Source organism: uncultured Roseivirga sp. (assembly GCF_963973945.1).
In the GTDB taxonomy this organism is placed as follows: domain Bacteria; phylum Bacteroidota; class Bacteroidia; order Cytophagales; family Cyclobacteriaceae; genus Roseivirga.
Window position 1 is genome coordinate 92661 of record NZ_CAXBBV010000005.1, and the last position, 14021, is coordinate 106681.

Sequence of the window (14021 nt, forward strand, 5' to 3'; positions counted from 1 at the left end):
TAAACCAACACTACTGAACCCATGCCTAAAATTGAGTTAAATCGTAGCATTGAAATCAATGCATCTCCCGATAAGGTTTTTAAAGTCTTAAATGATTTCAATCATTGGTCGGCATGGTCGCCTTGGCTTATTCTAGAACCCGAAACCGTGGTGAAAGTCGCTCCGGATGCTAAATACTATGAATGGGAAGGCAACAGGATTGGCTCTGGAAATATGCGTATTACCAGCGAAGTAGAAAACAAATCTCTAAACCTTGACTTAACCTTTCTTAAACCTTGGAAATCCAGAGCTAAAGTGCGTTTTGAGTTAATCCCCACTTCAGATGGAACCAAACTGACTTGGTTTATGGACAGCAGCTTGCCTTTCTTTATGTTTTGGATGAAGAAAATGATGCTTGGCTTTATAGGTATGGATTATGAGCGAGGTTTAAACCTATTAAAAGATTATGTTGAAGATGGTGAGGTACACTCTAAACTCGAATTTGTAGGAGAACAATCGTTGTCAAAGATTCAATATATAGGTATACATTCCCACTCGACAATCACCGACATCGATCAAGATATGAAACGCGATTTTGGTAAATTAGGTGAGTTCATTTCAGGAAAGGAAGATATCATTGCTGGAAAGATGTTCTCGATTTATCATAAATGGGATTTTGCAAACGGTAAAGTCGAATATACTTCTGGACTTGCCGTAAAGTCAGTTCCAAATGATTTACCTTCTGAATTTAAAGTAGGGGAGATACCCGCAACCAAGGTGTATACACTTCGCCATACAGGACCTTATAAACATTTAGGCAATGCTTGGTCGGCCATGTATAATATGCACAGGGCCAAAGCTATTAATATAGTTAAGGGTATTCATCCCTTTGAAGAATATGTTAATGTGCCAGGTCAAGTTCCAGAAAATGAATTGATTACCGATATTAAGTTTGCGGTGAAGTAACCGTTCTTAAGTGACAAAAAAGCCAAATCGATGAAATGTTGATTTGGCTTTTTTGTTTTCATGGAGTAAAAATGCCTATCAGGTTTGGCCTTTTTAAGTGAATGCGTTAACCTTGCATGATTTTTTAAGTCAGGTAACTGACTTGCCTTATTTATAGACCTCCCACTTAGTTTTCGTTTTTACATAATTTTCAAAAAGAACCATGAAGAAAGTATTTTTTGCAATGATGCTATTGTGTAATTGGGCTGTTGCTCAAAATAGTATTGAAGAAGAGCCTAAAGGAACAATTGGAATCAATTCCCAATTTTCCTACAAAATGCTCGATCCGAGCCAGAATTTAAGGAAAGTAAATATTCTATTGGAAGAAAGACAAAAAGGGGCTTTAAAGGACAGAAGCTTAACAATAGGCACTTCTCTCATTTCAATATTTGATTACCAAAGATCGAATGAAGATTCGAAGTTTGCTTACCTCATGCGTCATCCAACTTCATCTAATCAGATTGGAAAAACCGTTACTGAGGCGGTAATACATTCATTTCAAATTTCGTCTACAGGAGCCATTAACAATTGGATTACGGTACATGCTGAACTATTGTACAATCCAGAACAAAGCTTCGGTGCCGGAACTATTACTACACTAACAAGGAATCAGATTCAACTTTACAAAGCATTTTTAGTATTGGGCGACTTAAACAAGTCTCCGGTGTATGGTGCTATTGGTAAAATGGATGCGCCTTTTGGACAGGTGGGAAGTGTTAGTCCATTTTCTAATTCTACCACATGGCATGCCTTCGGAGGTTTAGGTTATGGTTTGCAGGTAGGCTATAGAAAAGGCGGACTTCATGCCAAATTCATGGCTGTACAAGGCGGTAGCCAATTTCGTGCCTTGGCCACTCCAGTGGGAAATGGCTCTAATGTACCTTCTAAAATCAACAACTTTGTGTCGGACGTTAATTACACAATGAATTTGACCGAAGAAACCAAGCTCAATGTAGGAGGATCTTTTGTATTTGGCAGTGCTTACTGTCATGCTTACCCTGTAACGCACTTCAACCCATGTCAGGATAATAACCCAGCGTATGCTGCCTATGGTAACCTAAAAGTGAGCGATAAATTTGTAGTACAAGGTAGTTTTGCTAAAACTCTGAAAGTTTGGCCAGGTACTTTCAACCCAAACCCTCCGTTAGATGCATTTCCAGCATCTAAAGTTTCTGCGTTTGACATTGGCGCAAAATATAATTTCAATCCAGAGAGCAATGTGGTTTACACAGTTTCTGGTGAGTTTTCTAAATATATTGCTGGGCCTGAACGAGCCTCTTGGGAAAGACAGAATCAATTTGTTCTTGGTTTTGCTGGTATGATCAATCGTTCTTGCAAACTATTTTTCGAAGCATTCAGAACGGATGGTTATGTGCCTTTGAATTTTGTGAGTGGCGGAAATTTAGCGCCAGGGGAAACACATAGTGTAAGAGGCTCATTTAGTCACGGAGTTGTACTTGGTGGTCAGGTGATTTTATAAAAGTAAAATCTATTAAAAAAAGCGCATTCAGAGTGATCTGAATGCGCTTTTTTGCTTTTAAGGGTATAAGAATATACCCGCAGCATGGTATAGTGTTTTGGGTGTAGTTTCAAGAAATTGAACCCCAAAAAAGAACGTATGGCTTATACAGAAGTGGAAGTGGACTTACTTCCAGCAGAACTAAAGAAAGCTAAAACCAACTTAATAGGGGTTTTAATTTTTATGCTCATTTTTTTCGCGTTCATTAAGTTCTTTTTTTGGGATAAGCTGCTTTCTGATATTGATGAAATGATCCCGATAATTATGTTTGGGGTGTTCTTCCTCTTGTTTTTGGCGGTATTAGGCTATATAATGAGAGGCTTCATTTTGGATTTTATTAAAAAGAAGAAGCAAATTCTTACTGGTACGATTACAGACAAGCAAATAGACATTACCACATCGCACAGTTCTAGCGGAGGGAGCAGAGGCAGCAATGGGAGTAAGACCACTACGCGGAGAACGTATTACCTTTATTTTGATGATAAAAAGTTACCAGTTGATGCAATTATATATGGTCGTATGTCGGTGGGTATGGAGGTAGAAATTCATTACTCTAAGTATTCTAAATCTATTTTTCATAGTGAGATAATTGCCGAAGCGGAAATCAGCGAAGATAAAATCAAGGCCATTGTTCCTGATGTTGACAAGAACCAAAATTTCATACCGAAGGAACGAGAACTACAAATGACCAAAGATGATTTTGAACTGCTTAAGAAAGCCAGGAATCGTGCTATAAAGAATCGTATTTGGGTACTTGTTATTTTAGGGTGGGTGGTTATAGGCCCTTTATTTTCGGGACTTTGGTTTTTGCCAATCATGCTCTTTCCTTTTACCATATGGTGGTTTGCGGTGTTGAGAAAAATGATAAAATATTTGCTAGCCTATAGAAAGGAAGTTAACTCTGGGCTGAAAGTGGTTTATTCTGAATTGGTATTAGATAAGTTTAGACAAACTGGGAATACCAGAGGTTTTATGATTCGTACGAATAATCAATTGATCAGCATAAGAGAAGATAGCTATGAACAAATGAAGATTGGTGATTTAATTATGGTGTTTAAGGGTAAAGCTACGGGGTGGGTGTTTGGTTTTATGACTTCCGATAATCAGCTTTATGAGGTAAAGAGTGAAGCGAAACTGAATAAAAAATAAAGCTTGGGAGGTTACAAAATTGCGATTGCAAACATTTTAAGATACTTTGAGGTTATTCTTGAAACATTAAATTTTAAGCAATGAAGAAGTTATCTGTCTATATCACTTTTGGGATAATACTGTTAATGTTTGTTCCAAGCCAAATGAATGCAGCACCAGTAAATGATCCAGTTACTACGGATTCAGCCGAAAAACTCACACATGAAGAAATGCAAGCCATGGTGGTTAGGTTGAATGAAATCAAGGACATGGATAAGTCCAGCCTGACAAGAGAAGAAAGAAAAGAATTGCGTAAAGAAGTGCGCACCATGAAAAGAGATATTCGTGATAGTGGAGGAGGAGGTCTTTACATCTCTTCTGGAGCAATTATTATCATTCTCCTACTGATTATTATACTTTAAGCAATAGCTATAAAACAGAAAAGCAATCCAAACGGATTGCTTTTCTGTTTTATATTCATTTAGCTGCGCTAATTTAGTTTACTATAATTTCTGCACTCAAATTATTGTTGTTTCCTGCTGGCGGAGTATGGTAGCCTCTCAGAATAATGGTGTAATAATACCCATTCTGGAATTTGATGTCAGGCACATTGAGTTGGATACTATTGTCATCAGGAGAAGTAACAATTAGATCATACTCAGTAGCTGTAAGCTCCATAAAATCAGAAGCATCCATAAAGTTTGAGTCACTAAATAATGGGTCGTTTTGACCGCTGGCCGAAACTTCTAAAGTAGGCGCGTCAGGAGATAAGTTAACCAACCTCACCATTGCCTTTCCATCGCTTGGAGCATCTGCGTTGTCTTCTAGCTTGAGTACCTTTAGGTCACTATAATCACCTACGGTAAATATGGAGTAAGTTCTACCAGCGCCCAGGGCTAAAGTAGTATCAGCAACTACATTGTTAGCATTGTCAGGAGTGAATTTAAAGTTACGACTCCCTGTAAAGAATCTTAAATACCCTGTGTAATCAGTATAGTCAAAAGGGTAGATGTTCAATTGTCTATTGTCAATTTGAATGTCCATGGCTGGAGCATTTGGAGATGCTTGATAGAGCGATACATATGCCACGTTTTCAGGAAGGCTGTCCCCGTCATCCATATTACAGCTTGAAAGTATAAATACTGTGGCAACCAACATCATCATACTCCTCATCCAACTCAATGGAATCCTTTGCTTTGCATTTAATTTCATAATTCTGAATTTTAGTTTATTTATAAAGTTGAGCTCAATGGTGTATTGAGCTGAATTTCAGTGTTAAATCCCACAAGTTTAATGCCACCTGACTTTTGATGTTTTTGCAGGTCAATACATTTAGAGCCCACTTCCTTTGTAGAAGAAGACATCAACTCGTGTAGGTTTTTCTACAGTGTTTATAGACATTATTCAACAACCAAAAGTTGGAATAGAACAGGAGTATTTATGTCGCAGGCATTCACCATACCCTCTAGAGGGTATGGTGAATGCCCTTGGGCTGGTATTGAAGTGCATGGGTATGGACTGTAGGTTTGTCTATCATAAAACAATGGTCATTGCGATTAAGGAGTGGCTATTTATTAAGTAGATAAGATGAGAAGAACACTGAATTCTATAGTAGTAATTTTAGTAATAGCTGCTAATCCTACTTTTGCTCAATTTTCAAAATCCATAGCAGACCTTTCTCTGAATGGTCAAGTGGTGGAAAGCCAAATTCACTGGTATAGGTACGACAAGGAGACTAAAACCATCACGAAAATAAGAGAAACTTATGCACTTTTTGATGAGGCGGGGAGGCAACTGCAAGACAAGACTTTTGAGGTGTCGGATGATAGAAAGACTGAACATAGTTACTCATGGAATGTGGATGGCTCGCCAAGTGAGATGCTCAATGATGTCAGTTTTGAAGGGGAGAAGAATAGTCGGTTCACTAAATTCAATCATGTACGAAGGGCTGGTAAGTGGATTACTTATGAAGTATCAGGTACCGATACTGCTCAGGTATATCAGTATGTAACGGGATCGCCAGAAACCCCAAAGATGCTGATGGTGTTGGATTCAAAAGGGGTAAGAAAGAGGGTAGAAAACCATAAGTACTATCTTAACAGTACTGTTCTGAGTAGTATTAATATTACTCATTTCGAAGGCGACCGAAAGCTTGGTGCTGAAGCGATAGAGTTTGATGAAGATGGATATAGAAAGAGCTATGAACTAATTGGAGAGCGGAAGGAAACATTATTTCGAGATGAGCATAATGCTGTTGTTAAATCAGTGATGGAAGTTGGTGAAAACCAATACACCAACTCCGAGAGTATTTATGAATATGATGAGCAAGACAATTGGGTCAAAGTATATCGTAAAAGGTTAGATAAAGAAGGGAGTGTGATTGAAGAGCTTTATGGCTTTAAGAAAACTAAAATATGGCGAAAGGAACCTACGGGTTCTTTAGAACCAGACTATACATTTATCAAGAAGACAAACCTTATTAATCAATAAGATATGTCTGGTATACTCTCTTGGGTATTGATTTTAGTTGGGCTTTCAGTACTACTGTTGCTGGTTTATTATTTTCGAGCACCAGAAAAGGCTACTAACAAAATTCATCGAGCAATTCCTTTTGTTATAGCTGTATTGGCCATTTGGTCATTGATTACTAGCTGGATGTGGTTTTATCTTTTTAATCTAGTGCTTAGTATGCCTACACTGTTACTTGCTATAGTGCTTAACTTTTGGGCGAAACATAAAAAATTAGACATAAGACTGACGAAGTTTAACTGGTACTTAATTGCAGGGGCGCTTTTGTTGAGTTTTATTAGTTTTCTGTTTTTCATGCGTTGAGTTGCTGAATGAATCCTCTCGTTGTAACACACATAAAACCTATATTTATAGGTTTTATGTGTGTTTTTTACGTTTAAAACCTTTTATAATAGGTTTTGTTAAAATGAACCTTATCTTTGTTTAGATTGTTTAACCTATGTATTTAGGTTTTATTGGTTATTTGATAGCTTAAAACCTATAAATTAAGGTGTATGAACTGGAAAAGAATGACAGATCAGGCCATTGTCGATGAGATGGGCAGGCGGGTCAAACAGTTAAGGTTGCAGAAAAGGTATACTCAGAAAGAGCTTGCTCAAAATGCTGGGGTAAATATTAATACGATTCAAAATTTGGAATATGGCCGTTCGGTAACACTTTCTATTTTAATTCAAGTACTCCGTGCGCTCAAGTCTCTCGATCAGCTCGATTACCTTATTCCTGAAGTAGAAGAAAGCCCAATGATGGTAATGGAGCGTGAACTCAAACCTATGCAACGGGTACGTAAGTCCAAAAACAAATAACCATGTTAGTGTTAAGAGTAAAGATTTGGGGTGAACTGGTAGGGGCTGTACTTTGGAATGAACAAAGGCAGTTGGCTTCTTTTGAATTTGCTCCTGAATTCGCAGAAAGCACTACCGACTTAGCTCCATTGACCATGCCTTTGGAAGATATTAAGCGAGGAGAGCGTATTTTTTCATTCCCTAATTTAGGTAAAGCCACCTACAATGGTTTACCGGGTCTACTTTCTGATTCTCTACCTGATGCTTTTGGTAATCAAATCATCCGTTCATGGCTGGCTTCTCAGGGTCGAGCGGTTAATTCAATCAACCCCATTGAAAAATTAGGTTATGTAGGTATTCGCGGTATGGGCGCGTTGGAGTTTGAACCCGCTACTACGCCTTTCGGAACGCAGGTAAAGGATATTGAAGTAGAATCTTTGCTTTCGCTAACCAATAAAGTGCTCGAAGAAAGGCAAGCCGTAAATCTCAACCTGACCGTAGATGAGGAGCAGGCCATGACTGACCTGATTCGGGTAGGTACTTCGGCTGGTGGACAGCGACCTAAGGCAATTATTGGTTTCAATCCCAAAACGAAAGCGATTAAATCGGGGCAGTTTACTTTGCCGAAGGGTTTTGAATATTACATGCTGAAGTTTGATGGGGTAAATGAAGGAAGTTTGGGTGACCCAGCTGGTTATGGGCGCATAGAAATGGCCTATCATTTAATGGCGAAAGATTGCGGAATTGATATGATGCCTTGTCGGCTTTTGGAAGAGAATGGCCGGGCACACTTTATGACGCAGCGTTTTGATCGGGGAGAAGAAGGAGAGAAGCTGCACATGCAGACTTTGTGCGCCATGGCGCATTACGATTTTATGATGCCGGGACTATATGGTTATGAAGATGCTTTTGCTGATATGCGTGAACTCAGGTTGCCATATCAAGATTTTGAGCAACAGTATTTGCGTATGGTGTTCAACGTAATCGCCAGAAATCAAGATGATCATACCAAGAACATTGCTTTTTTATTGCCTCAAGGGGGTGAGTGGAGGCTTTCTCCTGCTTATGATGTCAATTGGGCGTATAACCCACAGGGCGACTGGACTAGTCAACATCAAATGTCGATTAGAGGAAAGCGTGATAATTTTACGATGGATGATCTACTGGCTTTCGCTAAAGAAAACTCCATCAAGAAACCTCAGGAGATGATAGGTCAAGTGACTTCCATCGTGATGGATTGGCCAAAATATGCTGCCCAAACTGGGGTAGATAAAAATAGGATTTCAATAATTGGCAAAACCCACCGAAAGCTGAAATAGGATTTAGATTTGTTCTAGCTTAATATGCACAGCTAATAAAGTTTTGTTGCCCACCACTTTGGCACAATGGCCATGCTTTTTCGTGTCGAAAGGAAGATGCTTTGGTAGATAGTCTTTCGCAATAAACATGCTGCCAGCACCAAAGTCTTTACGTTCTCCATTCCTAAGTGTAACCCTTAAAATACCACTTTGCACTACAATTAACGTAGGGTCTTCTGCCACATGCCAATCGCTTTCATAGCCGACCTCACTGGTTCGGATTCTTAGGTTTAAGGCATCAATTCTTTCAGTTAAATTCATTCCGCCTCGAACATGCTGTGGAAAATCTTCTTCAGAAAAAACGGTAACAAAATCTTCGTTCACTGTGAGGATAGGGATATTGATCATAAGGGTGAATAGTGCCTATGAATTGAGTTTTTATTGTTTTGGAAGAAATTTAATTTGATTTAAAGCTAAATCCGGAATCCCCGATTTGCTTTGTGTGATGCCATCAATTAAATACAAAGAGGAGATTACATTTTCGTTGCCTTTTGGGTAAGAGTACCCAATTAGGTGAATCTGGTCATTGATAACGGCTATGTCAGAGAATACATAACTACTAGATGGATTTGTTACCTTAACAACTTCATTATTTTTAATATAGAACCCATAACTGTCTCCATTATAAGACTTAAATGCACCACAAATATATAAGTCGTTTCCTTCAACTGTGACATTATTTAGAGAAAGAGCCCCGTCAGAAAAGGAAGTTTCCATTAAGATATTTGTTATCCCATTAACTATATCGAAAATAATTCTCTTTTCATTATCGTGATCATATGCAATTCCAATAATATGAATTTCATCATTAATGTTCTCGATTCTGACAAACTCTCCATTTAATGGGTAGTCAAAATTTAGAGACTGTGGGATCATATTTATCCAATAAATTGGCTCCCAAACACTGCCCTCACTTTTAAATATACCTTTTGCTCCTATAACATGTGTGTTTCCAATATTATCGATAGTTAAATCAGTAGCGTAATTATTGTCTTGAGTTGCTAAATATTCTATTTCATTACCGCTCCAATAGAAAGATTGAAATGGGGTGCCAAATCGAAAAGAGAAAATATAATCTTTGTTATCTATTTGACGATAGCCAGTTAATATACTTCCTTTTAAGTCTTCTATCTCAGTCTGCTTTCCATCTTTGTAGAACGCATAGCGAAAGGGATTTCCCTCGATGGTTTTATCCACTAGTTGTAAATGAAGTTGATTAGAACTGTAGCTTTTGGCAACAATATTATTAACATACCCATTGCTGAGAATAACTTCTTCCAAATAATCATTTCTCCAATAGTATGAGTGCATTGGAGAAACTGTTGACCTTCCCAGAATTAAGATTTGGTCAACATTTTTAGGTTGCTTATCCTCATCAGAGCAACTAAAAGTAAAAATGATGGCGATTAATATTGCTATAAGTCTTTTCATTGCTGTTGCTCTTAATGATGGTCTATCTCTATTTGTGAAATAAGGATTATTTAAGTGAATAAAGTTATAAATATTTTATTGAAAGTTATCTGTTAGTTATAGCGTTTTTATGATCAAGAACCACTGTGTTCTGAATAAGTATCCACGACTTGATAGAGTTAGTGACTGTTTAATATTAATTTTCTCAACCCTTAGGTTGTGAATAAAAATTTGAGTAAATTTTTTTACTAGTGGATTAAATCAAAGCGGTAAGAATATGATGGAGGTAGCTTAACTGTGAGTATCACAGGTTGAATAGTTAAGGATTCTCGGGTTTTTATATCGAAACACTGCCGTTGTTGTGTGTTATTTACCAACCAAGTGAAAACCGAACTGGTAGATTTGCCCCCCTTAATAAAAACTCATGAATCCTTTTCTGCTTGGAGGTGGAGCCCTACATTTGCTCTTCAATGGGGTGCTTGCTAAGTGGCAGGCTGAGATGATACCCAGGAGTTTTGCTCCGCACCTGATCCAGATAATGCTGGCGTAGGGATTTAAGGTTATTACGGTCTGTAATAACCCGGTTCATCTCCTCATTTCATTGAAAATAAAGAACAATGATAGAGGAATTTCTAACAGAACTTACTTGGCTTGAAGGCCTAGGAACACTTTTTGGCATTGTGCAGGTGATACTTGCTCGCCAGAATAACATCAATACCTATTTGTTTGGGATAGTAGCCATACTAATGAGTATGTGGGTACTCTACCAGAGCGCACTGTATGCCGATATTTTGCTGCATATGTATTATTTGGTTATGAGTATTTATGGCTGGCTGTACTGGAAATATGGCAAACAGAAAGCAGAAGCCCCAATTAGTAATTCTTCTCAGCAAGAACATTTAAAAGCAATTTTAATAGTGTTAGGATGTTTTGCCCTCATGAGTTATTGGCTGAATTTTCATACGGATTCTGATGTGCCGATTTGGGATGCAACTGTAAGTGCTTTTGCTTGGGCGGGTATGTGGCTGATGGCCAAACGCAAGATTGAAAACTGGATTTATTTGAATATCAGCAACATTATTTCAATTCCCCTTTTGATTTATAAAGACCTCTATATCTATGCAGGTATGTCGGTGTTTCTGTTTATCATGGGTACATCGGGTTATTTGAAATGGCGCAAACTAATGAATGAAGAAAATGGGAATGCATATGCAACAGCTTAAAGAATGGTGTAGCGATGCACCTGTTTTCAGACAAGAAGTGCTTGACTGGATTGCCAAAGAAAACCTATGGAATATTTGGGTGCCGAAGGCATTTGGGGGAAGAGAAATGTCTTTAACCGAAGGACTAAAGCAACTTCAATCATTGGCCAGAACTGATGGTAGTTTAGGTTGGACCGTTACACTTTGCAGCGGAGCAAATTTCTTTATTGGAAACCTTCAACCCGAAGTAGCAAAAGAGTTCTTTGCTCAGCCTGCAATTTTTGGCGGAAGTGGAGGCATGTTTGGTACTGCAGAAAAGGAGGGGAGCAGCTACCGACTGAACGGTACCTGGCGATATGCAACTGGCGCTCCGTATTTAACGCACTTTACCTTAAATGCTAAAATTGTAGAAAATGGCGTTGAGCAGAAGAATGAAGATGGTTCGCCTAAATTTCTCTCCTTTGTAATACCAGCAAGTGAAGTGCGCATTATCAATGACTGGAACACCATGGGGCTAAAAGCTTCAGCTACGCATTCTTTCGAAGTGAAGGATGTATTAGTCAGAGAAGAATACGGCTTTGTTTATAATCAGTTTCATCTTCCGCAACCCATTTTTAAAACGCACTTTTCAGTATTTGCCGACCTCACCCTTTGGGTAAACTACATTGGTATGGCAGAGCATTTTTTAGAGGAGGCACAAGTAAAAGATGAATCTCGGTTAGCGGAGTTAAAATCAGTGACCAGTTCTGCAAATGATCAGCTTTATGAAATCGCCAATCAGGTGGAAAGTAAGACGGAGAATGATGCAGAGTTTGCAGAATCCTTTATTCAGGAAGTGCACCAAGCCGCTTCAGCTTCAGTTAAAGGCTTATCCGCAGTCATTATTGGTTTACATCCCTATTTAGGGGTGAATGCAAGCAGAGAGGATGCGGTACTCAACCAGATCTTCCGAGATTACTTTACTGCTACCCAGCACCATATATTTACGAGGTGATTTTTTTGTGGGTATCACAGATTGAATGGATTTAGGGATTGCGCTGATTTGGATACTAAGCCCGTCTTTGTTGTGTGTTTTGAGGCTGACCGAGAATGATTTTGATTGGTTTATTACAAGAGGCTATTTTACCTGTTATTATTAAACCCCTTTTAGGTCTATGGCGTAATGGTAGCTGATTAAAGATCTAGAATCTTGGTTATCAAGCCAGCCAAGTTCTTTGTGACTTTCAATTACAATCTGTTTAGTATTAAACTCTTGAAACTTATCTGCTACTCGTTCTAATATTTCCAGTTCTTTTTCAGAAAACAATTCCTTTTTAAAGGGTCTATCAGTTCTGGCTGTTAGGAAAGCAATTTGTCCTCCGTCTGGCAATTCATCATAATATTTGTCTAGTGCGTCCCTCTCTGCAAGATGTTCAAAGAGGGTCTCAAATTTATTGTGTACCGGGCCATAGGATATTGCTCTATATTTCGAACCGCTTATTGACATTCCAGTCTCCTTGAAGGAGCAAAAATCACCATAAAATAAAAGCTTATTCATTTTGGTTTTATAGCTCGGTGTCTTGTGAGCAAAATAGACCACCATTTCTGTGAGTTTCTCGAGGCTGGGTTTTTTATAACCAGTAAATTCATCTGCTTCTGAGCCGCCCATTAAGTAGTTGTCAAAGTTGATAAAGCCGTCTTCTTGCTCTTCAGTTAGTCTTTCTATTTTCTTTATAAGTGTTTCTTTTGCTTTAACAAACTTTGTATTCCAATCTTTGGCTAAATCCATAAACTTAGCAGGATCACTTGCCATTTTTAGCAAATTGGCATTGGGTAAGCTCGGTAAATCTCCTTTTTCGTAGAGGCCATAGGTGTTGGGCCCAAAGCCTAATATTTCGCCCATTCGTACTGCGGACAAATCATATTGATCTCTTATTTCTTTAATCTCATCAGGCTGGGGGATATGATGTTTTACGCGGTATTGGTTATACACCATCCGCATGTTTAACTCATCTAATGCTGTGGTGGTGAATTGCTCCCCACTATCTTCACATAGGTAAAACTGAAATTTGATTTCAAACTCCTCCTTGCGAAACGGAACAGTTCTCCATTCGTTAGAAAGTTTCATCTCTTTTCCGGTGATAGGGCTTTTCATAGTGCTAATCTTTGAAAGGGTATTGCATAGGGTGTTCGGCAGTGTGGAATGAAATGCAGATGGTTTGAGTGCCAAGTGCACCCAATGTAATTTTAATATAGATTTCTGTGTCTTTCATTTTTGTACCGAAAACCCACATTTCTTTGCCACCATGCCAATCTTCATCTAAAGGACCTTGACTGTAATCTTTAACAGTAAGTGTATCTAAAACCTGCTCTCTATCGACAGGTCGTATATCCAGGGCTAATAAGGTATTGAAGTTTTTCGCCCTGCTATCTAAAAACAAGATTCCCCAAATCTGTTTCTTCTCTTTAAAGCTTTTGAGGAAAGCTTCAACATCTTCTCTTTGTGTAACGGATTGCAAAGTTAATTGTTTTTATAATCAAACTATATAGTTGTGTTAATTTATTTTAAATGATCAATCTTAAACTATACAGTGCTGTGTTTAAATCGTAACACTAACTACATAGTCACTTTCATTCATCCAAAAACTAATAGACAAATCATCTGAGGCAATTCCAAAAAGTTGAAAAATAGAAACCAACGTTTTAAGATGGTGTTCTGTATTTCCATGTCCTTCGATATAAAGTTTGCCATGTTGTACCTGAGAGGTAAAATGCTTACCCTCTGCATGGGTAGGACTATTGCTTACAGCATACTTAGTACGTCCATAATGATCATGAATTGGTGCTTTTAGCTCTGCGATATTTCTATCATCTAAAACCCAAATGATAACAGTAGTATAAAGATCTTTCCATGATTTGACCTCACACTGGTGCTTACCCAATGATACCTTTTCTGGATTTGTGTCTTTTACATCATATTGAAGTATCTCAGAAAGGCTGACTTGAACAAGCCTCTTGTGTGACGTTTTTTTCTTGATTTGATGTTGGAGATTTAAAAGTAAATCCTTGTCCTTAATATTGAGAATATCCGCTATTAGCTCATTCTTTAATTCGTGTATGTTCATAACTA

Annotated in this window: 15 protein-coding genes and 1 riboswitch; of the genes, 9 read left to right on the plus strand and 6 right to left on the minus strand. The window is 38.2% G+C overall.

From position 1 onward, the window contains the following. Window positions 1-21 precede the first annotated feature (21 nt). The 4 genes from AAC026_RS10235 (at window position 22) to AAC026_RS10250 (ending at window position 4053) form a co-directional block, all read left to right on the plus strand. Entirely contained in the window at window positions 22-945 is a 924-nt protein-coding gene (locus tag AAC026_RS10235; protein WP_339697574.1) for an SRPBCC family protein, read from the plus strand. Window positions 946-1147: 202 nt separating this feature from the next. Then, entirely contained in the window at window positions 1148-2464 is a 1317-nt protein-coding gene (locus tag AAC026_RS10240) for a hypothetical protein (RefSeq protein ID WP_339697576.1), read from the plus strand. 138 nt (window positions 2465-2602) lie between these two features. Next, window positions 2603-3652 carry a hypothetical protein gene (locus AAC026_RS10245; protein ID WP_339697578.1) on the plus strand — a complete coding sequence of 350 codons (1050 nt, stop codon included), beginning with the start codon at window positions 2603-2605 and terminating at the stop codon, window positions 3650-3652. Window positions 3653-3732: 80 nt separating this feature from the next. Next, window positions 3733-4053 (plus strand): hypothetical protein, encoded by a 321-nt coding sequence (locus AAC026_RS10250; protein WP_339609268.1) that lies wholly within the window; start codon window positions 3733-3735, stop codon window positions 4051-4053. A 73-nt stretch (window positions 4054-4126) separates the two neighbouring features. Here the strand turns inward: AAC026_RS10250 and AAC026_RS10255 are convergent, their stop codons facing one another. Next, on the minus strand, window positions 4127-4843 hold the full coding sequence (locus AAC026_RS10255; RefSeq protein ID WP_339697580.1) for a DUF4397 domain-containing protein: 717 nt from the start codon (window positions 4841-4843) through the stop codon (window positions 4127-4129). Window positions 4844-5218: 375 nt separating this feature from the next. Between AAC026_RS10255 and AAC026_RS10260 the strand changes: the two genes are divergently transcribed. The 3 genes from AAC026_RS10260 to AAC026_RS10270 all read left to right on the plus strand — a co-directional run bounded on the left by AAC026_RS10260 (window position 5219) and on the right by AAC026_RS10270 (window position 8261). Continuing rightward, window positions 5219-6121, plus strand: coding sequence for a hypothetical protein (locus AAC026_RS10260; RefSeq protein ID WP_339697582.1), 903 nt, complete (start codon window positions 5219-5221; stop codon window positions 6119-6121). Window positions 6122-6654: 533 nt separating this feature from the next. Beyond that, a complete protein-coding gene (locus AAC026_RS10265) occupies window positions 6655-6963 on the plus strand; it encodes a helix-turn-helix domain-containing protein (RefSeq protein ID WP_339609274.1) in 309 nt (102 codons plus the stop codon). A gap of 2 nt (window positions 6964-6965) precedes the next feature. Next, window positions 6966-8261 (plus strand): type II toxin-antitoxin system HipA family toxin, encoded by a 1296-nt coding sequence (locus tag AAC026_RS10270; RefSeq protein WP_339697584.1) that lies wholly within the window; start codon window positions 6966-6968, stop codon window positions 8259-8261. Between the two features lie 3 nt (window positions 8262-8264). Here AAC026_RS10270 and AAC026_RS10275 read toward each other — a convergent pair whose 3' ends face one another. After that, window positions 8265-8648 (minus strand): hypothetical protein, encoded by a 384-nt coding sequence (locus AAC026_RS10275; RefSeq protein ID WP_339697586.1) that lies wholly within the window; start codon window positions 8646-8648, stop codon window positions 8265-8267. A 30-nt stretch (window positions 8649-8678) separates the two neighbouring features. After that, window positions 8679-9731: a hypothetical protein gene (locus tag AAC026_RS10280; RefSeq protein ID WP_339697588.1), complete on the minus strand. Its 1053-nt coding sequence runs from the start codon at window positions 9729-9731 to the stop codon at window positions 8679-8681. A gap of 440 nt (window positions 9732-10171) precedes the next feature. Further along, a riboswitch (TPP riboswitch) is annotated at window positions 10172-10280 on the plus strand. Between the two features lie 47 nt (window positions 10281-10327). Between AAC026_RS10280 and pnuC the strand changes: the two genes are divergently transcribed. Further along, entirely contained in the window at window positions 10328-10933 is a 606-nt protein-coding gene (gene pnuC, locus AAC026_RS10285; protein WP_339697590.1) for a nicotinamide riboside transporter PnuC, read from the plus strand. Next, a complete protein-coding gene (locus AAC026_RS10290) occupies window positions 10920-11906 on the plus strand; it encodes a hypothetical protein (protein WP_339697592.1) in 987 nt (328 codons plus the stop codon). The genes pnuC and AAC026_RS10290 overlap by 14 nt, the downstream gene beginning before the upstream one ends. 141 nt (window positions 11907-12047) lie before the next feature. Here AAC026_RS10290 and AAC026_RS10295 read toward each other — a convergent pair whose 3' ends face one another. From AAC026_RS10295 to AAC026_RS10305, 3 genes are all read right to left on the minus strand, one after another. Beyond that, window positions 12048-13046: a type II toxin-antitoxin system antitoxin SocA domain-containing protein gene (locus AAC026_RS10295; protein ID WP_339697594.1), complete on the minus strand. Its 999-nt coding sequence runs from the start codon at window positions 13044-13046 to the stop codon at window positions 12048-12050. Window positions 13047-13050: 4 nt separating this feature from the next. Beyond that, window positions 13051-13410 (minus strand): hypothetical protein, encoded by a 360-nt coding sequence (locus tag AAC026_RS10300; RefSeq protein ID WP_339697596.1) that lies wholly within the window; start codon window positions 13408-13410, stop codon window positions 13051-13053. 81 nt (window positions 13411-13491) lie between these two features. Further along, complete coding sequence (locus AAC026_RS10305) at window positions 13492-14016, minus strand: hypothetical protein (RefSeq protein ID WP_339697598.1); 525 nt, start codon at window positions 14014-14016, stop codon at window positions 13492-13494. Window positions 14017-14021: the final 5 nt, after the last annotated feature.

Coding starts and splice junctions, on each gene's coding strand:
- AAC026_RS10275 (WP_339697586.1), bottom strand. CDS start 8,648: ATGATCAATATCCCTATCCTCACAGTGAACGAAGATTTTGTTACCGTT.
- AAC026_RS10290 (WP_339697592.1), top strand. CDS start 10,920: ATGCAACAGCTTAAAGAATGGTGTAGCGATGCACCTGTTTTCAGACAA.
- AAC026_RS10305 (WP_339697598.1), bottom strand. CDS start 14,016: ATGAACATACACGAATTAAAGAATGAGCTAATAGCGGATATTCTCAAT.
- AAC026_RS10250 (WP_339609268.1), top strand. CDS start 3,733: ATGAAGAAGTTATCTGTCTATATCACTTTTGGGATAATACTGTTAATG.
- AAC026_RS10295 (WP_339697594.1), bottom strand. CDS start 13,046: ATGAAAAGCCCTATCACCGGAAAAGAGATGAAACTTTCTAACGAATGG.
- AAC026_RS10280 (WP_339697588.1), bottom strand. CDS start 9,731: ATGAAAAGACTTATAGCAATATTAATCGCCATCATTTTTACTTTTAGT.
- AAC026_RS10255 (WP_339697580.1), bottom strand. CDS start 4,843: ATGAAATTAAATGCAAAGCAAAGGATTCCATTGAGTTGGATGAGGAGT.
- AAC026_RS10240 (WP_339697576.1), top strand. CDS start 1,148: ATGAAGAAAGTATTTTTTGCAATGATGCTATTGTGTAATTGGGCTGTT.
- AAC026_RS10270 (WP_339697584.1), top strand. CDS start 6,966: ATGTTAGTGTTAAGAGTAAAGATTTGGGGTGAACTGGTAGGGGCTGTA.
- pnuC (WP_339697590.1), top strand. CDS start 10,328: ATGATAGAGGAATTTCTAACAGAACTTACTTGGCTTGAAGGCCTAGGA.
- AAC026_RS10245 (WP_339697578.1), top strand. CDS start 2,603: ATGGCTTATACAGAAGTGGAAGTGGACTTACTTCCAGCAGAACTAAAG.
- AAC026_RS10265 (WP_339609274.1), top strand. CDS start 6,655: ATGAACTGGAAAAGAATGACAGATCAGGCCATTGTCGATGAGATGGGC.
- AAC026_RS10235 (WP_339697574.1), top strand. CDS start 22: ATGCCTAAAATTGAGTTAAATCGTAGCATTGAAATCAATGCATCTCCC.
- AAC026_RS10260 (WP_339697582.1), top strand. CDS start 5,219: ATGAGAAGAACACTGAATTCTATAGTAGTAATTTTAGTAATAGCTGCT.